This window comes from Saccharothrix sp. NPDC042600, from assembly GCF_040647305.1.
Classification (GTDB): Bacteria; Actinomycetota; Actinomycetes; order Mycobacteriales; family Pseudonocardiaceae; genus Actinosynnema; species Actinosynnema mutabilis.
Genome location: NZ_JBEZBW010000017.1, coordinates 68867 through 93107 on the forward strand (window position 1 = coordinate 68867; position 24241 = coordinate 93107).

The following is a 24241-nucleotide window of genomic DNA, read 5'->3' on the forward strand; positions in this document are numbered from 1 at the left end:
CCGCGGACCGCGTTCGGGGCCTCCGGCGGAGAGCAGACCTCGGGAGGGCGGCCGGCGCGGAACTCGGCCGGCGGCGCGCGCGGGGGTCAGCGAACCCCGGCGACGGCCTCACCGCCCGCCAACCGCTCCAGGCTCCGTCGCACCCGGGTCGCGTCCGAGGCGCGTCCGTGCTCCTCGAACCGGTCCAACGCCGCCCGCCACGCCGTGCGTGCCCGGTCCGGCCGCCCGGCGGCGGCATGGGCATGGCCGAGGCTGTCCAGTGTGTTGGCGGACGCGGCGGTGTCGCCCAAGGTGTCGAAAAGTCTCAGCGCCTGTTGGTACAGGTCTACGGCGCGATCGGGCGAGCCGGTCCGGAGGTCGATGTAGCCCAGGCTGTCCAGGGTCGCCGCCTCGCCGTCGGTGTTGCCCTGGCGACGGTTGAGGGCGAGCGCGGCTCGGCAGGCCTCTCGTGCGGTGTCGTAGTCGCCCAGACGGGCGGCCAGCCAGCCGACCTGGTTGAGCGCGTTCGCTTCCCACGCCTGTTGGTCCAACGTGCGGTAGAGGTGCAGTGCCCGGCGGGCGTGCCGGAGTGCCCGGCGGTCGTCGCCTTGCCGTGCGCGGGACCAAGCGAGCATGTGGTGCGCGTGCGCCTGCTCGGTCACGTCCTCGAACCGCACGGCCAACGTCAGCGCTTCGCGCAGGTGGTCGGTGGCGTCGTCGTGGCGGTCCAGGCGCGCGTAGGCGCGACCGAGGAGTCGGTGAGCGCGGCTCCGCGCGGGATGGGGCAGGTGGCGGGCGGCCTCCAAGGCCGCCCGCCACACGACGACGGCGTCCGCGCGGTGGCCTCGGCGGCCGTGGAACGCGGTCAACGCCCACGCCAGCTTCCACACGACCTCGGGTCGGCGCTGGGCGGTCGCGATCCGGCGGCACGCGAGCAGGTGCGGGTACTCGGTGTCCAACCAGGACAGCGCGGCCGGGTCGTCGGGAAGCGGGTGGTGCTGGGTGCCCGCTGCCGCCTCGGCCGGTTCCAGTGGTTGGGCGTGGGGTTCGAGCAGACGATCGGCCGCGCACGCGGTGTGCAGGTAGAAGTCGACGACCCGCTCCAGGGCCGCGCGGCGCACCGGTTCGGCCAGGCGTTGGGCGAGCGCGGCGGCGTAGCCGCGGATCAGGTCGTGCATGGTGAACCTGCCCCGCGCGCGCCGGTCGATCAGGGAGGCGTCCTCCAACACGCGCAGCACTTTGCGCGCGGCCGGCACGGGCAGGCCGATCAGCGACGCGGCGGCGGGCAGGCCGGTGTCGGGTCCCGGGGCGACACCCAGCAGTGCGAACGCCTGCCGCTGGGTGGCGGTGAGGCCGCTCAACGACCACGACAGCACGGTGGGCAGGCTCGCCGCGGGATCGGTGTCGTGCTCCAGCATCTCCAGCCCGAGTTCGCGCAGCTCGGCTGTGAACTCCTGCAACGGCACGGTGGGCCGGGTGTGCGCGTGACGGGCCATGATCGACAACGCCAGCGGGTAGTGCCCGCACAACTTCACGAGGTCGTCGGCGGTGGCCGGCTCCGCGGTCACCCGCGTCCGACCCAACCGTCCCGCCATCAGCGCGTGGGCCTCGTCGCCGGACAGCACGTCCAGCTGGAGGTGCCGCGCGCCGTACCGGTCGATCAGCGATGCGAGCTTGGTGCGGCAGGTGATCAGGACCGCGCAGGTGGGGCTGCCCGGCAGGAGCGGCTCGACCTGGTCCGCGGACGCCGCGTTGTCCAACACGACCAGCATCCGCCTGCCCGCGACCAGGCTGCGGAACATCGCGGCCTGCGCACCGAGCTGGGCCGGCACCCGGCCGGGTTCCACACCCAGGGCGTCGAGGAAGCCGCGCACGGCGACATCCGGTTCCACCGGCCTGCCGGTGGGGCTGAACCCCTGGAGGTCGACGAACAACTGGCCGTCCGGGAACAGCTCCAGCCTCCGGTTCGCCCAGTGCAGCGCCAACCAGGTCTTGCCGATGCCGCCCGCACCACCGACGGTCGAGATCGCGGTCACCGCCGCCCGACCCGTCGGCCCGCGTGGCAGCGGGACCGCGCTGGGGTCCAAGGCCAGGTCCAGCGCGGCCAGGGCGTGCGCCCGTCCCGCGAACATCGGCGGTGGCGCGGGGAGCTGGCGCGGCACGAACGGGCCCGCCGGTGTCGGCGGGTGGTGGACGTGCAGCCCGCCGTGCACCACCCCGGCCTGCACCAGGTCGCCCGTGACAGTGGCGCCCACCGATGTCACGCGGTCGGCACTGTGGTCGGGCACCACCATCGGCGACACCCCTCCCCGTCGCATCTCCTCGGCGGTGTTCAGCCGATCCAGGATGCCGCCGGGGCTCCAGGCGCTCCCCGAAAAAGTACGGGCTCGCCACGGCAGGACTTCAACGCCGGTCGTCAGCCGGTGTGGGCCGGTTCCATGAGGAGGTCGGTCACCGGGCGGCGGGGGGTTGGGGGGACCGGGGAGCCGAAGCCGATGCGTAGCACCGTTTGCGGGAAGATCGTTCCGCCGAGGTTGCGGCGTAGTTCCTCGCGCACCGACGGCACTTCGATGGCCTGCGACATGAACGACGCGGACAGGCCGAGGTCGGTGGCGGTGAGCAGGACGCGTTGGAGTGCTTGTCCCGCTTGGAGTTCGGCGAACTCGCCGGCCATGAACGAGCAGAGCACCGTGACCAGCGGGTCGGATTCGTAGTCCTTGCCCGGGACTCGTTCCGCCGCCTGGAAGTCGCGCATCGCCCACTCGTCCTGCAGCTCGGGGCGGATGCCCGCGGAGGTGGGCGGGACGCCGTCCACGGACCGGGGACCGGTCCACTCGCCGAGTTCGGCGCGCACGGCCGGGTTCTCGTTCTGCATGCGGTGCGCCTTGGCCACCAGGCCTTGCAGCCGGCCGCGTTCGACGTGGTCGGGCAGCACGTGCAGCCAGCAACGCTCCCGTTCGGCCGCGCGGGCCAGGGCGTGGCGGTGGGCCACGGGCACCGGGACGTCGCGGAAGGGTTTGCGGTTGGTCCGCCGGATCGGCACCGCCGCGATCAGGCGGCGCACCTCGTCGTCGAGGAGGTGGTGACCGCCGGCGCGGACGGTGGCCAGCGCTCCCGGCGCGTCGGCGCCGGGCAGGAGGGTGACCAGGGGGCGGATGCCGTGGGCGCGCAGTCCGAGGCGCAGGTTGAACAACGCCGCGCCGCACGCCAGGCGCAGCTCGCGGTCCTGCGGGTCGGTGGCGGGCAGCCGACGGGTCGGGTCGGCGTGCAATTCGATCCGGTCGGGTCGGACCCGGAACCGCCACGGCTGGGTGTTGTGGACCGACGGGGCCAACGCCGCCATCGCGAGGACCTCGCCCACCTGGTCGCCGTCCAACCCCAACGCGCCGCTCAATCCGTGCATCGTGCCACCCCGCAGACATCAGCCGTTCCCATTGCTGCCTCCACCTTCGCCCCGCCCACCGCACCGGGCACACGGGCGAAGGTCCCTTCCGGACAGGGTCGGATCGCGAGACCCGGACGGCACAACGGTTCGGCCGAGCGCGGCCCGAGAGGCGACGAGGACCCGGTCGTGCGCGAACCGGACGGCAGCCGGTGTCCCGTCGCCGGCGGGGTGGTGCGTGGTCACGGTCCGAAGGTGAGGTCGGCGCGGGTGAGGTCGAGTTGGGCGTAGGTGAACGGCCCGTCCGGGAGGTGCCAGACGGCGGTGGCCCGGCGCGGGCGGATGCGGTCGGCGACCAGGCACCAGCCGTCGACGGGGGTGGACCAGCGCGCCCGGACCAGTCCGGTGGGCAGCGCGGCCCAGCGGTCCTCGGTGCTGAACTCGACCGGGGCGCCGCGCTCGTCCACGGTCACTTGGGCGGTGACGGTGGTGCGGTGGTCGGTGAGGGCGAGTTCGAAGGTGCGTTCGTCTACCGGGGTCCAGTGCACGGGCATCCGCAGCAGCATGGACGGGGCGAGCAGCACGGCGTCGTTGAGCAGCGTGACGAGTTCGCCGGCGTCGAACTCGGGTCCCTGCCCGTCGGCGAGGGTGAACATGCCCAGGGCGGTGGCGCGCATGCGGCCGTGCCCGTGGGCGTAGACGTCGGTGGCCTGGACCGGGATGAGGTGCGCGAGCATGAGCCGCATCCGGAAGTCGCGGCTGAGGGTCGTGGCGTCGTTGTGCTGCCACGTCGTGCAGGCCAGCCAGTTCTGACCGGGCCGGAGGCGGAAGTGGCCGCGCACGGTGGCGTCGAACGACCCGTCGGCCGGGCGTCCGAGCACGCGGGTGAACCCGAGGTAGCGCCGCGCCGGCCCGGGCAGGTGTTCGATGTCCTCCTCGGTGACCGCGGCAGGGTTGGTGGCAACGTTCGTCATGGTGCACCTCCACCACCCAGGCTGCACGGCGGTCGGGCCCGCGGTCAGGGTCGAAGGCAACGACCGACCCGGGACTTCCGTCCGGTGGGCGGCTGCCGGCGGTTCCTCACTACTCGCCCTCGGAGTTGCCCGGCGTGGCCGCCTGGTTCCTGGCCGGCGTTGCGACTAGGACAGACTTGCTCCGCAAGAGGTCGGCTGTTCGAGCGAGAGGGGCGGAGCGGTGCGGTACGGGCGGTCTGACGACGAGTGGCTGCGGTTGGTCGAGGCGGGGAAGGCGTTCCTCGTCGAGCAGGCGGCGTTGAGGCGCACCACCACCTACACCGAACTGAACGCGGTGTTGGTCAGGCGCACAGGAGTACGGGCGTTCGACTTCCAGCACGTCTCCGAACGGGCCGCGCTCGGTGAGCTGCTCGGCCAGATCGTCGAGAACACCTTCGTGGAGACCGGTGGTCTGCTCCTCAGCGCCCTGGTCCAGTACCTCGACGCGAACGACGCCGGATCCGGCTTCTACGCCTTGGCCAGGGCCAAAGGTTTGCCCGTGCCCGCAGGCGCGGCCGATCGGCAGCTCTTCTGGGCCGGTCACGTGCAGAAGCTGCACCAGCGCTACGCGCGGCCCTCCCGGGGTGGTGGACGGGACTGATCTGTCGGCGCAGGGCTTCTCCAGGGGTGATCGTGATCAGCCGGCACATGTGGGGCGGTCGAACTCGCGCCCCGCCTGGGCGGACGTGCGACGCTCGCCGAGGCGCGCCCGCAACCACGACACGGAACCGCACGAACATGCGGATGACCGACCGGAACTCCCACCGGGTGAATCCACGACGAGTGGCGGAGGACGCGGTCGGTCGACACGACAGCCGACGTGCCCGAGCCGGTCGGACCGCTGGCGGACCTCGCGGAGCGGGTCGTGTCGTCGGTCGCGCTCCAACGCTGCTGGGCGGCGGGTGGCGCTGTTCCCGGCGGACCCGTTGTCGGTGGTGGCTTGCCGTACCGGAACGGAGTCCGCAGGACTGCGGCGTCCGGCGGAGTGTTTGCCACCGGAGGGTTGGGTTGCTAGAAATCCGGGTTTGCGGCACCGGCGCGCCGGAGGGGTCGGGATGGTGGAGACGGGTCGGCACGCGGTTCATCGGGCGATGGTTCTGGTTGACGTCGAAGGGTTCGGGGCGGCTGCTCGGACGTTGCCGCACCAGTTGCGGACGCGGACGGTGTTGTACGACGTCGTTCGGGAGGCGTTGGCGGCGGCCGGTGTGTCGTGGGACGGGTGTTATCACGAGGATCGTGGCGACAGCGTGTTCGTGTTGGTTCCGCCCCAGTACCCGAAGGGGCCGCTGGTGGAGGTGCTGCCCGGCGCGTTGGCGCGGGCAGTGGGGCGGCACAACGAACGTGGACCTGAGGCCGCGCGGGTGCGGTTGCGGGTCGCGGTGCACGCTGGGGAGGTCGCCTTCGACGAGCACGGTGCCACCTCGACGTCGCTCACCACCGCCTTCCGCCTCCTCGACGCCGGGCCGCTGAAGGTCGCCCTCGCCGGGTCGTCCGGTGTGGTGGCGATGATCGTGTCCGAGTCGATCTTCCAGGAGGTCGTGCGGCAGTCGGCGGCCATCGACGCGGCGACGTTCCGGCCGGTCGAGGTGGCGGTGAAGGAGGTTCGTGAACGGGCTTGGGTTTCGTTGCCCGATCGCCCGTATCCGGCGGTTGCCGGTGGGACCGACCTGGACGAGGAGTTGCGGGCCTACCTCAGCGCCGCGCACCGGGTCGCCGAGGAGCACACCTACGACCCGGAGGACGCGCCCGCGCTCCCGGAGATCTACGTGCGGCAGCGCAGCCGGCAGTCCGCCGGCGAGAACGCCACGGGTGTCGAGCCGTTCGAGGCGGTGATCGGCCGGGCGGAACGGGTGTGCGTGGTCGTCGCCGGTCCGGGTGGCGGGAAGTCCACGGCGCTGCGGATGCGGTTGCGGGACGCGGCGGCCGGACTGCTGGACGGCGCGAGCGGCGCGGATCGGGTGGTTCCGGTGTGGGTCAGTGCGCGGGCCTTGGTGGACGACGGGACGCCGATCGCCGAGGCGCTGGCCGAAGCGACCGTCAGGCTGAGCAGGAACGCGCCCGACCCCGGACTGCCGGCGGAACGCTTCCGGCGGAGTCCGTGGCCGGGAGCGCGGTGGCAGGTCCTCGTGGACGACCTGGACGAGGTGGCCGACGCCAAGCAACGTCGTGCCGTGCTGGAGAAGGTGGCCAACGCCGCCGCCCACGCGCCCCAGCTGTACCAGTTCGTCGTCGCGACACGTCCGCTGCACGAGCAGGAACTGGCGGTCCTCGGCAAGCGGACGCCGCACCACGAGTTGCTGCCGTTCACCACCGACGACCTGCGCACCTACGCCGAGAAGTACTTCGCCGCCCGGTGGGAGGCGACCGAGGCCGCCCGCCACGCCGAGTTGTTCGCGCACGCCGTGGAGGCGGCTTCGCTGGAGGAGCCGGCCGGAACGCCCCTGATGGCGTTCATGCTCTGCCGCCTGTACCTCGCGGCACCGGACCGGCGGCTGCCCGTGGGCCGCACCGCGCTGTACGGGGCGTTCACCGACCTGGTCTACGACAACAACCACCACAAGCGGGTCGCCGACAGCCACGAGGAGTTGGTCGCGCGACTCGTGGACCGCGTCCAGAGCCCGAAGGAGCGCGCGGACACCGCGACCGCCGCGCGGCGGGCCCACGAGGCGGTGTCCGAGCTGGTCGACCTGCTCGCGCACCACTGGCGCGGCGACCCGGCCAGTCCGCTGGTCGAGGTGGTGGGCGGGCACCGGTCGGTCCGAAGACCCCGCAAGATCCGCCCGGAGTGGTGGGAGGCGTTCCTGGAGGACCTGCTCCGGCTCACCGGGCTGCTCGTGCGCGGCCCGGGTGGCCTGCGCTTCGCCCACCAGACGTTCCTGGAGTACCACGCCGCGCTGCACGCCACCCGCGACCCGGCTCGGCGCGCACGCATGATCAAGGCGTTGATGCCGTCCCTTCGAGGGGACATGGAATCGGCGCGCTACCCCTCCCCGGAGGCGTCCTACCTCGGGTTCGTCCTGGACCAACTGCTCCTCAACGGGGATTCCGCCGGTGAGGCCGAGCGGCGACTGGCGGCCGTGGCGGAGCACGGCAGCATCCGGACGATCCACTTCCTGGTCATCCAGGCGACGCACCTGCGGACCGCGATACCGGTGGACCCGCTGATCCGGCGACTGCGTCACCTGATCGAGCACCGCTCGGTGTACGACCCGATCGACACCGTGGTGTACGCGGCGGCGTGGCTGTCGTTGTTCGAGGGCCACCGGGACGACGGCGCGGCCGTGCTGGCCCGGTTCGTGGAAGACGACGGCGAGCGGATCTGGGACCGCATCCAAGCCGCGACCTACCTGGGCGCGTTGGAGGAGCACGAGGAGGAAGCCGCGCGGTGGTTGCACCGCTTCATCGCCGCCCCGCTGCTCGAACCCGACGAGCGCACGAAGGCCGCCCAAGCGTTGGCGCGGATCGAGAGCCACCGGCACCGCGCCGTCACGTGGCTCAACCGGTTCGCCGGTGAGGAGCGCTGGAAGCCCGGGGACCGAATCGCCGCGGCGCGGGCGTTGGCGACGATACCGAGCGAGGTGCCGGCCGCGGCGGCGTTGCTCACCGCCTTCGCCGACGGGTTCCCGACCGACGACGACCGCGTGGCGGCGGCGTGGTACCTCGCGACGATCGAGCCGTGCGAAGCCGAGGGGGCCGTGTTGCTGGTCCGGTTCCTGGAGGACCCGGCGGTCGACGACACGGCGCGCACGTGGGCGGCGTGGGGGTTGGCCCAGCTCGACGGGTTCGAGGAGATGGCGGTCGAGTGGTTGGTGCGGTTCGTCGGACAGCGGGACGTGCGCGGCGAGGCGCTGCAACGGATGGCCCAGGTCGCGCCGGACGCGTGCGTGGCGGCGCTGGAGCGCATCGCCGAGGACGCGGCGGAGCCGCCGGCCACCCGGGAACGGGCGGCCAGGATCGCCGGGTCACGCGACCGGCCGTTGATCGACATGGTGCGCGAGCTGGGCTGATCCGCGGGGGCGGACCAGGAGGGACGCCCACAGCAGCGGGCCGTCGCCGAACGTCGGCAGGCTGCCGCACGCCACCGTGAGCCGCCGCACGCGGGCGAGGTCCGGGTCGGTCGTGGCCCGGCGTGGCGGGCCGCCCCGGTGCCGGGTGGCCAGGGTGAGGCGGCTGGGGAAGAGTTCGGCGGTCACCACCAGCGTCACGCCGGCCGCTCGCGGCATCGTCCGAGCGAGGTGACCGGCGACCGGCACGGCGTGCGGTGCCACGTCGGGCAACCGCCAGGCGGCGCACGTGCGGCGCGTGAAGTCCTGCGCCAAGGGCGGGGCGTCGGCGTCGGCGGTGAGCCGTGCCTCGTCGCGGCGGCGTTCCGGGAGCGCGTCCGTGGCGTCCAGCGCGGCGTCCAAGCGGTCGTAGCAGGGCAGGAAGCGGCTCAGGCCGGTGCGGATGACCAGGCGGCGCTGCCCCCCGGTGGTGGCGACCAGGATCAGCGGCGTGCCCGACCACGGGTTGGTGCGCAGCCACACGGTGGCGAACACGCTCGTCAACGGGTCGCTGACCACGTCGAGGTCGGGTCCCAGGACGACGATCACCGCCGAGGGTCCTTCGGCGACGTGCTTGAGCAGCTCCTCCCGGAGCGCGGTGTAGGTGGACGGGTCGAGTCGTCCGTGGGGCGACACCACGATCGCGTCGCCGTGCGGCGTGGCCTTGAGCCTGGAACCGGTCATGGCCGTCCTCGGGGCAGTGGGTGTCTGCCATTGGTAGCGCGGATGGGAGCGGGCGACCGCGCTGGTCCGGCGGTATCGCCCGAATGGCCTGCCCCCACGCCGAAGTTCACCGCCGCGCCGCGACCCGATGCTCCTAATGTGGACGGTGGTGCCGATGAACGCCCAACGGGACTCGGGCGGCCGGGTCCGTCCGGGAGGAGGAGGAGCCGTGTGCGCGAGTCCTCTCCACGTGGAACTGGCCGGCGAGGGCGGGGTCTGCGTCGTGAGCTTCTCCGGCGGGATGGAATCGCGCGACCACGTCCTGGTGCGCGACGCCGTGCTGCGGACGGCCGTCACCCGCCCTTCCGCGGTGGTGGTGGACCTGACCGCCTTCGCGGCCGTGCCGCCGACCGCTGCCGCGGCGGCGCTGGCGGTCCGGGCGCAGGTCGCCGACTGGCCGGGCACCCCGATCCTGCTCGCCGGGGCGGAGGACGCCCACCGGTGGGGCCTGCCGCGCCACGTGAGCGTCGCCGCGGCGGTGGCCGCCGTGGACGGGGCCCGGCCGCCCCCGATGGCGTTGCTGGCCGTTCCGCGGTCGTATGCGGCCGGGTTCGCGTGCGAGGCCGCCGAGAAGGCGTGCTGGGCGCGGGGGAGGGGCGACGTGGCCGCGATGGCGGGGCGGGTGGCGTGGCGGATGGTGGCGTTGCTGCACGACGCCGTGCGGCCCACGATCGCGTTCGACTGGCGTCCCGGGCTGCTCGTGGTCGTGGTGGGCGACGACGAGCCCGTGCCGTGCGGCCTGGCCGACGTGGGCCGCATCGCGGCGGCCGGCCCGGTGGTGCGCTGCGGGTGGTCGGGGACGTGGTCGGGCGGGTCCGTCATCTGGGCGGCGGTGCACCTGAACGGACCTGCTCAGTCGTGAGACCGTGGATGGGTCATGGCACAGGACGAATCGCATTCGGCCGACGAGTGGAAAGCGGGTCTGTGGAGCCGCATCCACGACCTCGCGGTGCAGGACGGCGTGGGGATCGCCCAACGGCACGTGTGCGCGGTGGCCGGGAAGGTCCTCGACGCCGAGGACGTCGTCGTCTACCACCTCACCACCGACGGCCGCTGTGAACCGGCGGCGCTGACCGGTCCCGGCGCCGACCGGCTCAGCGAAGCCGAGATCACCCTGGGCGAAGGGCCGGCGCTGGAGGCGCTGGACACCGAGTGCCCCGTGCTGGCCCAGGACCTGACCGCGCACGACGGCTTGGTGCGCTGGCCGGTGTTCGCGCCGTTCGGGGTGTCCTGCGGGGCGGGCACGGTTTCGGCGTTCCCGGTGGTGATGGGCGCGGTCGTGGTGGGGTGCCTGGAGGTGTTCCACCGCGGTCCTGTCGAGGCCGGTTCGGAACTGGTGGTGGACGGGCTGTTGCTGGCGGACGCGGCGTTGCGGGTGTTCGTCGGCGCCGGGCCGACGGTGCCCGGGGTGGACCCGGCGGTGGACGCGATGGAGGCGCGGTGGGTGGCGGTGCACCAGGCGACCGGCGTGGTGGCGGCGCAGTTGGGCACGAGCCTGTCGACGGCTTTCGTGCGGATGCGGGCGCACGCCTACCTGACCGGCACGCGGTTGGCCGATGTGGCGGCGGATGTGTTGGCGCGGAAGCTGGTGTTCAGCTTCGGGGCGGACCCGGACGGCCGGCCGGGGTGACTCGGGCTCGGAGCACAGCTGGGGGCTGCGAGGGTGGTGAGGCGGTGGAGTTCCTGGGTGATGCCGGTGGCCAGGACGTCCAGGTCCGGGGTGGTGGTTCGGTCGCCGGTGATGCCCATGGTCAGGTTGTCCTGGTAGGTCAGGGCGGCGATGCCGGTGCGTAGGTCCAGGGCCAGTGGGACGTAGGGGAGGATCTCCGTGACGGCGCGTCCGGCCAGGGTCAGCGCGTGGCGTGGGCCTGGCACGTTCGTGGTCACCGTCGTGATGCTTCGCTGGGGGAGATGCGCGCCCAGTCGCACGCCGGACGACAGCAGGCGTGGGCAGGCGTGTCGTGCCAAGGCCAGGAACGCTTGTCCGGCATCGGACTCGCCGGTTCCCCGGCGGTGGCGCATGGCCCGGTGCACCTTGCCCAGCGCTTCCAGCGGGTCGGTGATGTGGATGGGCAGGAACGGCAGTCGCACGGAGACCGCGTTGCCGCCCGAGCCTGTCCGCTCGTCCCGGACCGACACCGGCACCAGCGCGCGCACCGCTCGGGGGCAGGGCGGTTCGCCGCGGGCGACGAGGAGGTCGCGCAAGCCGGCGCTCACGGCGGTGAGCACCACGTCGTTCACGGTGGCACCGAAGGCGCGCCCGACGGCGGCCACCTCCGGCAGGGACGTCCGGACCACCCGGTAGCGGCGGCGCGAGCCGATCGGGCCGATGAGCGACGAGGTCGCCACCGGCACGGCCGCGCCGATCAGTTCCGCCGCACCGCGCACGACCCGCCGGGCGGCACGAAGCGGCGGTCGCGGGACGGGCCGCACGACCGTCGTGGTGCTGAACCGGTTGGTGCACAACGCGGTGAGCAGGTCCACGCCGCCGACACCGTCGACCAGGCAGTGGTGGACCTTGAACACCACCGCCCACCGGCCGCCCGCGAGCCCTTCGACCACCCAGCACTCCCACAGCGGGTGCTCCCGGTCCAGGCGCTGTTCCATGATCGAGGCGACGAGGTCGTGCAGCGCCGCGTCGTCGCCGGGTGCGGTGACCGCGACCCGCCGGACGTGGTGGTCGAGGCTGAAGCGGCGGCTCTCGACGAGTTCCGGCGCGCCGAGCGGCCCGCGTCGGACGGTCGCCGTCGCGTCGGGCAGGGACAGCAGGCGCGGGCCGACCCGGGCGGTGAACTCGTCGCGGTCGGGTGGCGGTCCGTCCAGCACCAGCACCGAGCCGATGGCCAGGGACACGTGCGGGTCGGCGTCCTCGACGTCGAGGAACGCGGTGTCCAGCACGCCCAGGTGCCGGGTGGTCGCGGTCATGGGGATCGCCTTCGCCGAAAGGTCGCTACCCACACCGTGTCACCGCGCGTCGGCGGGCAGCAGGTGCGAAGGTCACCGCTTGGCACGGACCATCGGCCGGCCGTGGCCGCGGGAGGCGCACCACCGGGCCGGGCGAGTGCGGTCATCGGGTGAGCGAGCGGCGCAGCAGCCACGAGCCGGCGGCGAACAGGATGGCGGCGTAGCCGGTGAGCACGCCCAACGGGAGCAGGACCTCGGGCACGCCGCCGCCCCGGGACAGCGCCGTGAGCGCCTGTCCGGCCCACGCGTGCGGCGTGAACAGGGCCACCGTGCGCATGGTGTCGCCGAACAGCTCCAGCGGCACCATCACCCCGCCCAACGCGGCGAAACCCAAGCCCGTCAGGACACCCACGCCACCCACTTGCTGCTCGCTGCGCAACACGGAACCGATCAGCATCCCCGCCGCCCCCGCGACCAGCGCGAACGCCGCCACCACCAGGGCCACCGCCACCGGGTCGCCCCACCGAACACCGAACAGCAGCCACGTGCCGGCGACGATGGCCACGCCCTGCACGGCCGCGACGGCCACCCGCCCCAACCCCTCGCCCAGCACGACGGTGCCCGCGGTGGTCGGCGTGGCGATCATCCGCCGCGACACGCCGAGCCGCCGCGTCTCCACCAGGGCCGCCGAACTGGTCAGCGCGGTCAGGAACACGAACAGCAGCAACTGGTTCGCCGCCCCCGCGTCGAACAGCCCCGTGGTCCGCGCCCCGCCGGAGGACGTCACGGTGACCGGCTCGACCGCGACCGACTCCACGACGGTCGCCGCGGTCGCGGTGTCCGCGCCGGTCTGCTCCGCGACGAACGCCACGACCTCGCGCCGCTGGGCGTCCCAAGCGAGAACCCGCTGGATCGCCAGGCGCACCTGTTGCCCGTACGCGTCCGGCCGGGCCAGGAACCGCGGCCCGGACAGCACCAGCCCCGCGCTCACCTCGCCGCGTTCGACCGCCGTGCGCAGCTCCGCCTCCGACGCGAACGGCACGACCCGCACGCCGGGCTCGCCGCGCAACTCCTCGACCACGGCGCCCCCGCCCACGACCCCGAGCTTGGGCACGATCGAGCCGCCGAACGTCGCGCCGAGCACCAGCACCAGCAGGAACGGCAGCACGAACAGGAAGAACAGCCCCACGCGGTCGCGCAGCACGCGCCGCAGCTCCGTGCCCGCGATCACCAGGACCTTCACGGCCGCACCGCCTTCCGCGTCATCGACAACGCCAACCCCAGGCCGACCGCGGCGAACGCGCACAACGCGCCGGCCGCCGGCAGCACCGCGACCACCTCGCCGGAGGCCAGTTCGGACAGCCCGTGCAGGAACCACCGGTGCGGCGAGACGTACGACGCCGCCGCCAACACGCCCCCGACCTGCGCGACGGGGAAGAACGTCCCGCCCAGCGCGCCGAGGGTCACCGCCACGGCCGCCTGCCGGCCACCGGCCTGGTCGGCGGTCCGGGCCGACACCGCGACCACCGCCACCACCCCGGTCGCCGCGAGCACCCCCGCGACGACCAGCAGCGCCACCCCCAGCGGGTGGCCCCACCGCGCGCCGATGCCCAGGGTCGTGGCCACGACGAGCACCGCCATGCTCACGACCCCGATCACGGCGCTGGTCAACAGCTTCGCCAGCAGCACCGACGCCGGGCGCAGCGGGGCGGCCAGCAGCCGCGGCAGCGTGCCCTCACGCCGTTCGTCCAGCAGGCTCGTCACGCCGAACTGCACGGTGAAGAACAGGAAGAACACGGCCATGCCCGCCGCGTAGTAGGTCGTCGTGTCCAGCCGGCGCCGCCCGACCTCGTCCTCGACGACCGGCGGCGGCACGGGCAGTCGCGTCGCCTGCCGGGCGAGTTCGGCCGGGTCCAGCGCCGACCCGCCGTGCACGGACGCGGCCACCGCGACCCGCACCGAGGTCAGCCGGTCGGTGAACGACCGCGCGAGCGACCGGGCGACCTGCGTGCCCAGCGGCGCGTCCGCGCCGCCGACCACCTCGACGGCGGCGGCGCGCCCGGACACCACCGCGTCGGAGAACCCGGCGGGCACCAGGAACGCCGCCGCCACCTCCCCGTCGGCGACCAGCCGCCGGGCCTCCTCCGCCGTCGCGACGACCCGGAAGTCCACCACCTCGCCGGCGGCCGGCAGCACGTCGTCCACAAAGGACGCGGCGACCGGGCCGCGGTCGTCGTCCACCACGGCGTAGTGGAACGGCGTGCTCGCGCCAACCCCGCCCACCAGGAAGTCCATCAGGAACGTCAGCCCCAGCGGCAGCAGCAGGGCGAACAGGAACAGCGAGCGGTCCCGGGCGCGTTGGCGCAGGTCCTTTGCGGCGATGAGCAGCACGTGGCGCACGACCTCACCCCCGCAGCGCTTTGCCGGTCAGGTGCAGGAACACCGCTTCCAGGTCCGGTTCGGCGACCTCCACCGACCGCACCACGACCCCGTCGCGCCCGACGCTCGCGAGCACGGCGGGCAGGCACGCGCGCGGGTCGTCCACCACGAGGTCGAGCCGGTCGTCGTGCGTGGCGACCGACCGCACCTCGGGCAACCCCTCCGCGAGCCGGCGGGCCGCCTCCGGGTCGCCCTGCACCACCAGCGAGATGCGGCTGCGCTCGCCGACCCGGGCGACCAGGTCGCGCCGCGTGCCCTCGGCGACCAGTCGACCCGCGTCGATCACGCCCACCCGGTCGCACAGCCGTTCCGCTTCCTCCATGTAGTGCGTGGTGTAGAGGATCGCCATGCCGGTGGCGGCCAGTTCGCGGACGTTGTCCATGATGGCGTTGCGGCTCTGCGGGTCCACGCCGGCGGTCGGCTCGTCCAGGACGAGCAGCAGCGGCTCGTGCAGCAGGCCGATGCCCGCGTTGAGCCTGCGTCTCATGCCGCCGGAGTACTCGCGGGCCAGGTCGCCCGCCCGGTCGGCCAGACCGACCACGTCGAGCACGTGGTCCACCCGCTTGGCCGCCGCGCGGCCGGACAGCCCGTAGAGGCGGGCGAAGAACCGGAGGTTCTCCCGGCCGGTCAGGTCGGGGTAGAGGGCCAGTTCCTGCGGCACGTACCCGATGCGCCGCTTGGCCGCCGCCGTCGCGGGCGACGCGCCGTCGACCAGGACGGTGCCGGCGTCGGGCGCCAGGATGCCCACGACCATCGAGATGGTGGTGGTCTTCCCGGCGCCGTTGGGGCCCAGCAGGCCGTAGGTCTCGCCCGCGGTGATCTCGAACGAGACGTCCTCCACGGCCCGGACGTCACCGAAACTCCTGCGCAGTCCCCGACACGCGAGCACCGTCCGCGAGCCCATCCCCACCTCCCCCGGCCGGCACGACGACGACGGGGCAGGCGGCGTGCCGCAGGCAGTGGGAGGTGACCGGGCTGATCACCGTCACCCCTTCCCTGCGGTAACCGTGGCCGCCCAGGACCAGGTTGTGCGCGCCGGCGGACAGTTCCACCAGCACGGGGCCAGCGCTGCCGCTGGGCACGGACTCGGTGACCTCGACGCCGGTGGTGTCCACCTGGTCGAGGGCGGTGCGCAGTTCTCGTTGGTGCAGGGCCAGGAACGCGTCCGGTCCGTCCGCGCCGGGCGAAGGCGGCCGGACCCGGCACACGGACACGGCGTGCACGCGGGCCCCGGTGGCGCGCGCGTGGCGCACCGCCCAGGCCAGCGCCGCCGTGCTCGCGGGCGACCCGTCGACACCCACGACGATCGTCGGCGTGGTCATCGCTCACCGCAGCCAGGCGTTGTCGCGGACCTGCGGGATGGCGGCCCACCGGCGGCCCAGGCCCCAGGTGTCGCCGGCGCTCGTCCAGGCGACGGCGATCAGCGCGAGGGCGTAGACGATGTGGTAGTCCACGACCGGGTTGGTGGACATGGTCGGTTCGCCCGCCGAGTTCACCTGCGCGAGCGGCCACTCCGCGGCCCACATCAGCAGCATCATGAGCGTGCCGGACACGGCGGCGACGCGCAGCCCGACGCCGAGCACGACGGCGACGCCGATGCCGAACAACCCGGCCATGAACAGCAGGTCCGCCCAGAACGCGCCCGCCCAGTCGTGGAACACCGACTCGAACGGCCCGACGTTCACGCGGCTGAGGAACCCCTTGGTCGGCGAGCCGCCGGAGAACCAGCCGGTCTTGGTGGCGTAGCCCAGGCCGAAGGCCTTGTCGAGGAACGCCCACAGGAAGACGAAACCGGTGGCGATCCGGAGCGCGGCCAGCGCCTTGGCTCCGGTGCCGGTGTCGGTGTGGGCGGGTGCTTTGGCGATCGCGGTCATCTCTCGCTCCCAGGGGATCCGGTCTGTTGCGGTCGAGGTGAACACTCCTCGCGTGGCGGGTCGGGCAGGAGAGACCGAGGACCCGCCGCGGGGGCACGAAAGTCCCTGCCCGGTCGGGACCCCGGGTCAGTGGCGGGCGCGTCGGCGGGCCAGGTGCAGGAGCGTGCCGCCGGCGGCGAGGACGAGCAGGCCGCCGGTGGCGAGCCAGGTGATCGCCACGCCCGTGTCGGCCAGTTCGGGTTGTCCGTGCGGGGGAGCGGGGTTGCCGTCGGTCGGCGGGGTCGGTGTGGGTTGGCCGGTGGGGTCCGGGTCGGGTTGATCGGGGCCCGGCATGACGACGTAGGTGTGCCCGGTCGGCCCGTTCTCGCCGTCGCGGACGATGAACTGGCCCGGGGGAGCGGGGTACGGCGTCCAGACGACCTTCCACGGGCCGACGACCCCGAAGTCGTAGAGCCCGGCGGGCACGTCGAGGAACGTGAAGACACCGTTCGCGTCGGTCACCGCTCGGGTGACCACGGCACCGGTCACCTGGTCGCGCAGGTAGACCTTCACGTCCGGCAGGGGCTCGTTCACCGGTGGGCCGCCCTGCGCCTGCGGGCGCGGCGTCGCCCGGCCCAGGTAGCCCACCACCTTCGGCGCGAGCCCGCCGGTGACCCGGGCGACGGCGGCGAGGGGCACGTCACCGTTGGCCCTGGGCGGTGCGCCGAGGTAGCAGGTCAACCGGGAGTGGCCCTCGGCGTGTGCCAGGGCCGAGATCCGGTGCGACAGGGAGATGGTCTTGACGGTCCCGGGAGCCAGTGCCACGCCCGTCCCCAACTCGCCGGGGTCGATCAGCCCGCCGCCGGTGGACCAGCACTCGGCTTTGACGCCGACGAGGGTCGTTGAGCCCTCGTTGGTCAACGTGACGTCGAGCCGGGCGAGGTCGTCCACCCGGTACGCCGGTGCGGTGAACGCGGCCGTGGCGGTCAGCTCCTCCGACTTGATCTTCGGGATGCCGAGGAGCGCGACATCCGGGTCGTCGGTCCCGTCGACCTCGACCTGAGGACCCGGGACGTACCACTCGCCGGCGTTGACCCAGGTGGAGTAGGTGCCGCCGGGCAGGTCGGTGAACAGGAACCGGCCGTCGGCGTCGGTGACGGTCTTGTGGTCGCCGAACGGGATGCCGCCGGAGGTGGAGATCTCGACGCCGGGCAGCGCTTCGCCCGGGTCGGCGGTGCCGTCGTTGTCGCGGTCGCCGTGGACGGTGCCGCGGTACGTGCCGCGCACGAAGGTCACCGGGACGGTGGCGGTGACGGTGTTGTCGTCGGGGTTCGCTTCCCCTTCACCGCCGCTCGCGGCGACCGTGACCGTCATCCGCAGGTTTTCGTGGGGGTTGACCTTGACGCGGGCCGTGAAATTGACGCTGTGGCCCGGTTCGACGCCGTTGTAGAGCGGTGTCCAGAAGTGGGGGGACACGTTGCCGGTCGAGGAGACCATGGCTCGGGCGACGGCCGCGGTGCCGGCGTTGGTGACGCGGGCTGTCACGGTGATGGTCTCGTGCCCGAGGTAGGCGGGTTTGTCGAAGGACACGGCCAGTTTGAGGTCGGGCGTTCCCTGCGCGGCGGCCGGGTCTTCGGGCGGTGTTGCGGTTGTTGTCGGTGCGGCCGTTGGTTCCGCGGTGGTCGGTTCGGTGCTCGTGGGCTCGGTGCTCGTGGGTTCGGTGGATCGGGTGGTCGGTTGGGCGGTCGGGGGTGGGTCGGTCGCGAGTGCGGGGCCGGGTGAGGTGGCGAGAGCGAAGATCGCCGACAGGGCGACCGCCGCGGCGGATCTGAGTAATCGGGTCATGGTTCACCTCTGTGTGGGGTCAGCGTCGGGTGCGGCGGCCGGTCAGGTGGATCAGGGCGGTGCCGGCGGCGAGGACGAGCAGGCCGCTGGTGGCGAGCCAGGTGATCTCCACGCCGGTGTCGGCCAGTTGTGGTTGTCGGTGTGGGGGAGCGGGGTTGCCGTCGTCCGGCGGGTTCGGGGCGGGCGGCTCGGTGCCGAGTGGGTCGGTGCCTGGTGGGTCTGTGTCGGGTGGGTCTGTGTCGGGTGGATCGGGGTCGGGGTGGTCGGGCCCGGGTGCGACGACGTACCAGTGCCGCAGGAGGCCCGGGCGGTCCTCGCCGTCGCGGACGACGAATTGCGCCCCGGCCGTGGACTGCGGACTGGACCAGACGATTCGCCACGGGCCGACGACGTGGAAGTCGTAGATCCCGGCGGGGACGTTGAAGAACGTGAAGCCACCGTTCGCGTCGCTCACCGCACGCGCGGCCACGGCACCGGACATTTGGTCGCCCAAGTAGACCTTCACCCCCGGCAGCGGGTTGTTGGGCATCACGCCTTGCGCCTGCACGTCGTGGATGACGGACCGGCCCAGGTAGCCGACGACCTTCGGGGCCATCCCGCCGGGCACCCTGGCGACGACGGTGAGCGGCACCGACCCGTTGACCATCGGCGGGGAGCCGAGGGTGCAGGAGACCTGGAGGTGTCCCACCTCGGCGGCCTTCGACGTGATCGCGCTGCTCAGGGTGAACGTCCGCGGCGCAGAGGGGGACAGCGTGACCCCCGTTCCCAGCTCACCCGTGTCGACCAGGCCCGAAGTGGAGTCGTAGCACTGGGCGATGACACCGCTGAAGGTCGCCGGGCCGGTGTTGGTCAGCGTCACCGCGAACCGCGCCACGTCGCCCACCCGGTACGACGGCGCGGTGGGCGTCGCCGCGACGGTCAGCACCGCGGACCGGATCGCCGGGATGCCGACGATGGCCACGTCCGGGTCGTCCGTGCCGTCTACCTCGACGTCGGGCGCCCGGAAGCGCCATTCCTCGGTCTCGAACCAGGTCGAATAGGTGCCGTCGTGCAGGTCGGTGAACAGGAACCGGCCGCCGGCGTCGGTGACGGTGTCGTAGCGAAGTCCTGCGCTGTAGGTGAACACCTTGATGCCGACGAGTGCTTCACCCGGGTCGGCGGCCCCGTTGCCGTTGAGGTCGCCGTAGACGGTGCCGCGGTAGGTGCCGCGCACGAAGATCACGGGGACGGTGGCCTCGACGGTGTTGTCGTCGGGGTTCGCCTCGCCCTCGTCGCCGTACGTCGCGACGATCACGGTGAGCCGCAGGTCCTCCTGCGTGGTGACATTGCCCTGGACGGTGAAGTCGGCGCTCTGCCCCGGCTCGACCCGGGCTTCGGGCGGGCTCCACCCGTGGTCGGACAGGTTGCCGGTCGAGAACACGCCGGCTCGGGCGACGGCGACGGTGCCGACGTTGGTGACGCGCGCGTGCGCGGTGATGACCTCGTACTCGCCGTAGGAGGGCTTGTCGAACCACACGGTCAGTTGGAGGTCGGGGAGTTCCTGTCCGGTCGTCGACGTTTCAGGCGTGCCGGTGGTCGGGGGCGGGTCGGTCGCGAGTGCGGGGCCGGTCGAGGTGGCGAGGGCGAGGATCGCCGACAGCGCGACCGCCGCGGCGGATCTGAGTAATCGGGACACGGTGTTCCCTTCCTGAAGTGGTCCTTCGTGGACTCAGTGGCGGGTGCGGCGGCCGGTCAGGTGGAGGAGGGTGGCGCCGGCGGCGAGGGTGAGGAGGCCGCTGGTGGCCAACCAGGTGATGCCCGTGCCGGTGGCGGCCAGCGGTGGTCGGTGGTGTGGGGGAGCGGGGGTGGCGGTGGGCGGTGGGTCCGGGTCGGGTTGGTCGGGGCCCGGGACGACGTAGTACCAGTGCCGCAGGAAGGCCGGCCCGTCCTCGCCGTCGCGGACGATGAACCGCGGGTCGGAGTGGACCAGTCGCCACGGGCCGACCACGCCGAAGTCGTAGAGCCCGGCCGGGACGTCGAGGAACGTGAAGGAACCGTTCGCTTCGGTCACCGCGCGGGTGACCACGGTGCCCGTCACCTGGTCGCGCAGGTACACCTTCACGCCCGGCAGCGGCTCGCTGTTCGGGGGACCGAGCAGGGGCTTGCTCCGGAACAGGCCCAGGTAACCGACCACCCGCGGCGCCAGCCCGCCGGGGACCCTCGCCACCGCGGTGAAGGCCACGTGCCCGTTGGAGCCCGGCGGTGCACCGAGGGCGCAATCCAGCCGCAGGTGTCCCTCGGTGGCGGCCTCGGGTGTGATCCGGACCGTCATGGCGTAGGTCCCGGTGGCACCGGGAGCCAGCGTGACGCCCGTCCCCAGTTCGCCCCGGTCGACCTCGCCGGAACCGGAGGCCCGGCAGTCCGCGGCGACGTCCGTCAGCACGGTCGAACCGGTGTTGGCCGGCGTCACGTCCAGCCGCGCCACGTCGTCCACCCGGTAGGAGGGTTGGGTGAACGCAGCCGTGACGGTCAGCACCTCGGGTCGGATCGCCGGGACCGCCAGGATGGCCACGTCGGGGTCGTCCGTCCCGTCGACTTCGACGTTGAAGGGCCGGGCGTACCACTCCTGGGTGTCCAGGGTGGTCGAGTAGGTGCCGCCGGGCAGGTCGGTGAAGACGAAGCGGCCCTCGGTGTCGGTGACGGCGTCGTAGGAGGTGTACGGGTTGCCGCCGGTGGCGGTGACCTGGAGACCGGCGAGCGCTTCGCCCGGATCCGCGGTCTTGTCGCCGTCGCGGTCGCCGTGGACGGTGCCGCGGTAGGTGCCACGCACGAAGGTCACGGGAACGGTCGCGGTCACCGTGTTGTCGGCCGGGTTGGCGTCGGGTTCGCCGTCGCGTCCGGCGACGGTCACGGTGATGCTCAGGTCCTCTCGCGTCGTGACGATGCCCCGGTTGGTGAATTCGGCGCTGTGCCCGGGTTCGACCACGGTGTCCTGCGGGTCCCACATCCGGCTGGACAGGTTGCCGGTGGAGGACACGGCGGCTCGGGCGGCGGCGGTGCCGGCGTTGGTGACGCGGGCGTGCACGGTGACGAATTCGTGCCCGAGGTAGGAGGGCTTGTCGAACCACACGGCCAGTTGGAGGTCCGGCACCTCTTGCGCGACCGAGGGGACTTCGGGCGTGCCGGCGGTCGTCGGTGTGATCGAGGTGGTCGAAGGGGTGGTCGCGTGCGCGGGTGCGGTCGGTGTGGCGAGGGCCAGAAGGGTCGCGATCGCGGCGGCGTATCGGAGTAATCGGGTCATGATCGACTCCAAACATCCCGAGTGGACGGTGAGGTGGCGGCGCGTGCCAGTTCCACCGCGCGGTCGACGTCGTCGGTTGTGATCAGGCCCAGCACGTGGCCGTCCTGCAGGACCACCACGACGTCGCGTGCCCGGGTTGGCGAGACGCGGGTCAGGACCTCGGCCAGCGGCTCGTCGGGGCCGGCGGTGGCGGTCAGCGGGCGGCAGGTGTCGGCTATTCGGGTGGTCAGGCGTTGTTGTTCCGGTAGTTCGGTCAGTTCGGCCAGGCTGGTCACGCCCACCGCGACGCCGTCGAACGACACGACCGGGAAGACGCGTTGCCGCACGACCGGCGCGCCGCTCCAGGAACCCCTGGACGGTCCACCACCCGGGGGCGACCGCCGGGTCCGGTCGCATCGCGTCGCGGACCGGCAGCCCGCCCAGCGCCTCGCGCACCACGGCGTGCCGGCGTTCCGCCCCGGCGGCGGCGACCACGAACGCGCCCATCAGCAGCCACCACACGCCGGCCGCGGCACCGGTCACCACCAGCGCCAGCCCGGCTACGAGCAGCACGAAACCGAAGCCGCGCCCCGCGTCCGTCGCTGCCCGCTCACCCCGCGCCCGCGACCCGGTCCGCCACCACACCGCCGCCCGCAGCACCCGTCCGCCGTCCAACGGCGCGGCGGGCACCAGGTTGAACACCGCGAGGACCGCGTTGGTGAACGCCAGCCACAGCACGGCCGTCGTCGCGAGCAGCCCGCCGCCGACGGCGTCCACGAGCACCGCCACGCCGGTCGCGCCGACCGCGACCGCCGCGCTCGTCGCCGGCCCGGCCACCGAGATCAGGAAGTCCGCGCGCGGGGTCGGCGGCCGGGACGTCAGCTGCGACACGCCGCCCAGCAGCCACAGGTCGATCCGCCGCACCCCGACGCCGTGGCGGCGGGCGACGACCGTGTGCGCCAACTCGTGCGCCGCCAACGACGCGAAGAACGCCACGGCCACCACCACGCCGACCACCCAGTACACCGCCGCGGACCGCCCCGGCGCGGCGGCCGGCAGCACGGACGCCGCCACGGCCTGCGCCACCAGCGCCACCGCGAGCAGCGCCGACCAGTGCGCGCCGACCGGCACGCCGGCCCACCGGCCCAGCGGGATGCGGCCCTTCACGGTGCACCTCCGGGGTTGGGCGACAGGCTCAGAAGTGGACCTGCGCGGGTTTGTGGGTGAGCGCCTCGATGTCGTCGGCGGTCGCGTTGAGCAGCGCGTGGGCCAGGTCGGCCAGTGCGCGGGCCGCCGCGAGTTCGTCGCCGATCTCGGGCACGTCGGCGTCGGTCGGGTTCAGCCGCGCCAGGCCGATGCCGGTCAGGTGGGCGCCGTCGCGGGTCTCCAGCCTCGCCTTGGCCCGGGTGCGGCCCTCGTGCTCGTCGAGGTGGATCTCGACGTACCAGGTCTTCATCACGTCCACGGTGTCCTCCTACTTGGGTTCGTTGCGGACTTCGACGCCGCCGAAGACGGCCGTCGCGTTGACCCGCAGCAGCGGGGCGTCGGGGTCGGGGTGCTGGACGGTGTTGTCGTCGTAGCCGCCGAAGACGGGCAGGCCGCCGAGCGCCACCCGCCAGCCCTCGGGCACGAGCACCTGGACGCCGCCGAACAGCGCCAGCGCGTCCACGTCGGCCTCGCGGTCGATGTGCGCGCCGCGCAGGTCCAGCGTCGCCCCGCCGAACACCGCCGACACGTCGGCGTGGGTCAGGTGCTCGGACCGGTTGCGCACCTTGGTGCCGCCGAACAGCACCACCGGGGTCGTGCTCTCGTCGCGGTGGTCGGTGCTGCGGTGGCGCAGCAGGCCGGTCAGGATCGCGCCGCCCACCAGCACCAGCACGACCGGCCACCACAGGCCGCCCGACGCCCAGTCCCGCGTGTCGGCCAGCAGCACCAGCCCGATCGCGGCCACCACGACCGGGCCCAGGGACACGTGGCGCTGCGCGAGCATGGTCACCACGCCCAGCCCCACCACGGCCAGCGGCCACCAGCCGAGCACGTCGCCCGCGTCCAGCACGTCCAGCGCGTCCAGGACGCCGAACAGGCCCAAGGCCACCAACACCAGTCCGATCCACAACCGCACGGGTTTCACGGCACACACTCCCTTTCGGACAAACTTCTGTCGCTTGTGGACGGTCAGCGGAGCGCAGCCCGCTCGGCGTCCCGCTTGACCGCGCGCAGCACCACCCGTTCCACCAACCCCAGGAACGGCCCCGCGACCCGCCAGTACCGGCGGAACCGCACCCACGACCCCGGGTCGTCCAGGGCCACGCGCAGCTCGTAGGTCAGCACGCTGCGCCGCCCGCCGTACGGGCTGACCGCGAGGGAGCAGACCACCTTGCCGTAACCGGGCTCGGCGAAGTCGGCGAAGTCCCGCCCCTCCACCTCCCGCAGCTCCACGACCGGCCGCCAGAACCGGCCGACCGCGCCGAACACGACCTCGGTGTCGGGCCGTTCGCCGAGCAGCACCCAGTCCGTGCCCGCGGTGAGGTCGGCGATGGTGCGCCGGCTCGGCCGGCGGTGCTCGCGCCCCCGCAGCCGGGCGGGCAGGCGGCGCAGGGCTTTCGCCGCGTCCAGCACCGGGTGGCGCAGCCGCGCGAGGTCCAACGCGCGCACCGCCCGGAACACCGTCGCCGGCGGCGCGTCGACCAGCACGTGCGCGGTGCGCGTGAAGTCCGACGGCGCGGCGAACCGGTCGACCAGCAGCGGCACCGGGGCGGTGGACGTCATGGTGATCACCTCCGTTGAGGGCTCACCCCGAC

Annotated in this window: 20 protein-coding genes; 4 read left to right on the top strand and 16 right to left on the bottom strand. The window is 73.3% G+C overall.

Annotated features, from left to right (window positions below; genetic code table 11):
- Positions 1–86: 86 nt before the first annotated feature.
- The 3 genes from AB0A74_RS14535 to AB0A74_RS14545 form a co-directional block, all read right to left on the bottom strand.
- Positions 87–2273, bottom strand: coding sequence for a tetratricopeptide repeat protein (locus AB0A74_RS14535; protein ID WP_358249486.1), 2187 nt, complete (start codon positions 2271–2273; stop codon positions 87–89).
- 122 nt (positions 2274–2395) lie between these two features.
- Entirely contained in the window at positions 2396–3382 is a 987-nt protein-coding gene (locus AB0A74_RS14540) for a nitroreductase (RefSeq protein WP_358249488.1), read from the bottom strand.
- Between the two features lie 221 nt (positions 3383–3603).
- The gene (locus tag AB0A74_RS14545; RefSeq protein ID WP_358249490.1) at positions 3604–4335 is read right to left on the bottom strand and encodes a DUF6544 family protein; all 732 of its coding nucleotides are present in this window, start codon (positions 4333–4335) and stop codon (positions 3604–3606) included.
- A 220-nt stretch (positions 4336–4555) separates the two neighbouring features.
- Between AB0A74_RS14545 and AB0A74_RS14550 the strand changes: the two genes are divergently transcribed.
- Both AB0A74_RS14550 and AB0A74_RS14555 read left to right on the top strand, forming a co-directional pair.
- Entirely contained in the window at positions 4556–4975 is a 420-nt protein-coding gene (locus AB0A74_RS14550) for a hypothetical protein (RefSeq protein WP_358249492.1), read from the top strand.
- Between the two features lie 490 nt (positions 4976–5465).
- Positions 5466–8381: a hypothetical protein gene (locus AB0A74_RS14555; RefSeq protein WP_358249493.1), complete on the top strand. Its 2916-nt coding sequence runs from the start codon at positions 5466–5468 to the stop codon at positions 8379–8381.
- On the opposite strand, the gene AB0A74_RS14560 is transcribed toward AB0A74_RS14555, so the two are convergent.
- Positions 8337–9101 (bottom strand): STAS domain-containing protein, encoded by a 765-nt coding sequence (locus AB0A74_RS14560; protein WP_358249495.1) that lies wholly within the window; start codon positions 9099–9101, stop codon positions 8337–8339. The two genes, AB0A74_RS14555 and AB0A74_RS14560, sit on opposite strands and share 45 nt — an antisense overlap.
- Before the next feature lie 208 nt (positions 9102–9309).
- Here AB0A74_RS14560 and AB0A74_RS14565 point away from each other — a divergent pair, with 208 nt between their 5' ends.
- Both AB0A74_RS14565 and AB0A74_RS14570 read left to right on the top strand, forming a co-directional pair.
- On the top strand, positions 9310–10002 hold the full coding sequence (locus AB0A74_RS14565) for a hypothetical protein (RefSeq protein WP_358249497.1): 693 nt from the start codon (positions 9310–9312) through the stop codon (positions 10000–10002).
- A gap of 15 nt (positions 10003–10017) precedes the next feature.
- On the top strand, positions 10018–10770 hold the full coding sequence (locus AB0A74_RS14570) for a GAF and ANTAR domain-containing protein (protein ID WP_358249499.1): 753 nt from the start codon (positions 10018–10020) through the stop codon (positions 10768–10770).
- On the opposite strand, the gene AB0A74_RS14575 is transcribed toward AB0A74_RS14570, so the two are convergent.
- The 12 genes from AB0A74_RS14575 to AB0A74_RS14630 form a co-directional block, all read right to left on the bottom strand.
- The gene (locus tag AB0A74_RS14575; RefSeq protein WP_358249501.1) at positions 10671–12065 is read right to left on the bottom strand and encodes a wax ester/triacylglycerol synthase domain-containing protein; all 1395 of its coding nucleotides are present in this window, start codon (positions 12063–12065) and stop codon (positions 10671–10673) included. The genes AB0A74_RS14570 and AB0A74_RS14575 overlap by 100 nt on opposite strands.
- A gap of 142 nt (positions 12066–12207) precedes the next feature.
- The gene (locus tag AB0A74_RS14580) at positions 12208–13287 is read right to left on the bottom strand and encodes an ABC transporter permease (protein ID WP_358249503.1); all 1080 of its coding nucleotides are present in this window, start codon (positions 13285–13287) and stop codon (positions 12208–12210) included.
- Positions 13284–14444 carry an ABC transporter permease gene (locus AB0A74_RS14585; RefSeq protein WP_358249504.1) on the bottom strand — a complete coding sequence of 387 codons (1161 nt, stop codon included), beginning with the start codon at positions 14442–14444 and terminating at the stop codon, positions 13284–13286. The genes AB0A74_RS14580 and AB0A74_RS14585 overlap by 4 nt, the downstream gene beginning before the upstream one ends.
- A gap of 4 nt (positions 14445–14448) precedes the next feature.
- A complete protein-coding gene (locus tag AB0A74_RS14590) occupies positions 14449–15387 on the bottom strand; it encodes an ABC transporter ATP-binding protein (protein WP_358249506.1) in 939 nt (312 codons plus the stop codon).
- The gene (locus tag AB0A74_RS14595) at positions 15335–15805 is read right to left on the bottom strand and encodes a universal stress protein (protein ID WP_358249508.1); all 471 of its coding nucleotides are present in this window, start codon (positions 15803–15805) and stop codon (positions 15335–15337) included. Before AB0A74_RS14595 ends, AB0A74_RS14590 begins: the two co-directional genes overlap by 53 nt.
- A 3-nt stretch (positions 15806–15808) precedes the next feature.
- Positions 15809–16357 carry a hypothetical protein gene (locus AB0A74_RS14600; RefSeq protein ID WP_358249510.1) on the bottom strand — a complete coding sequence of 183 codons (549 nt, stop codon included), beginning with the start codon at positions 16355–16357 and terminating at the stop codon, positions 15809–15811.
- Between the two features lie 126 nt (positions 16358–16483).
- The gene (locus AB0A74_RS14605; RefSeq protein WP_358249512.1) at positions 16484–18181 is read right to left on the bottom strand and encodes a hypothetical protein; all 1698 of its coding nucleotides are present in this window, start codon (positions 18179–18181) and stop codon (positions 16484–16486) included.
- Between the two features lie 19 nt (positions 18182–18200).
- The gene (locus tag AB0A74_RS14610; protein WP_358249514.1) at positions 18201–19856 is read right to left on the bottom strand and encodes an SdrD B-like domain-containing protein; all 1656 of its coding nucleotides are present in this window, start codon (positions 19854–19856) and stop codon (positions 18201–18203) included.
- Positions 19857–19889: 33 nt separating this feature from the next.
- Positions 19890–22607 carry a site-2 protease family protein gene (locus AB0A74_RS14615; RefSeq protein WP_358249516.1) on the bottom strand — a complete coding sequence of 906 codons (2718 nt, stop codon included), beginning with the start codon at positions 22605–22607 and terminating at the stop codon, positions 19890–19892.
- A 28-nt stretch (positions 22608–22635) separates the two neighbouring features.
- The gene (locus tag AB0A74_RS14620) at positions 22636–22896 is read right to left on the bottom strand and encodes a dsRBD fold-containing protein (protein WP_358249533.1); all 261 of its coding nucleotides are present in this window, start codon (positions 22894–22896) and stop codon (positions 22636–22638) included.
- Positions 22897–22914: 18 nt separating this feature from the next.
- Positions 22915–23571 carry a hypothetical protein gene (locus AB0A74_RS14625; protein ID WP_358249518.1) on the bottom strand — a complete coding sequence of 219 codons (657 nt, stop codon included), beginning with the start codon at positions 23569–23571 and terminating at the stop codon, positions 22915–22917.
- A gap of 44 nt (positions 23572–23615) precedes the next feature.
- Positions 23616–24209 carry a hypothetical protein gene (locus AB0A74_RS14630; RefSeq protein WP_358249520.1) on the bottom strand — a complete coding sequence of 198 codons (594 nt, stop codon included), beginning with the start codon at positions 24207–24209 and terminating at the stop codon, positions 23616–23618.
- Positions 24210–24241 lie beyond the last annotated feature (32 nt).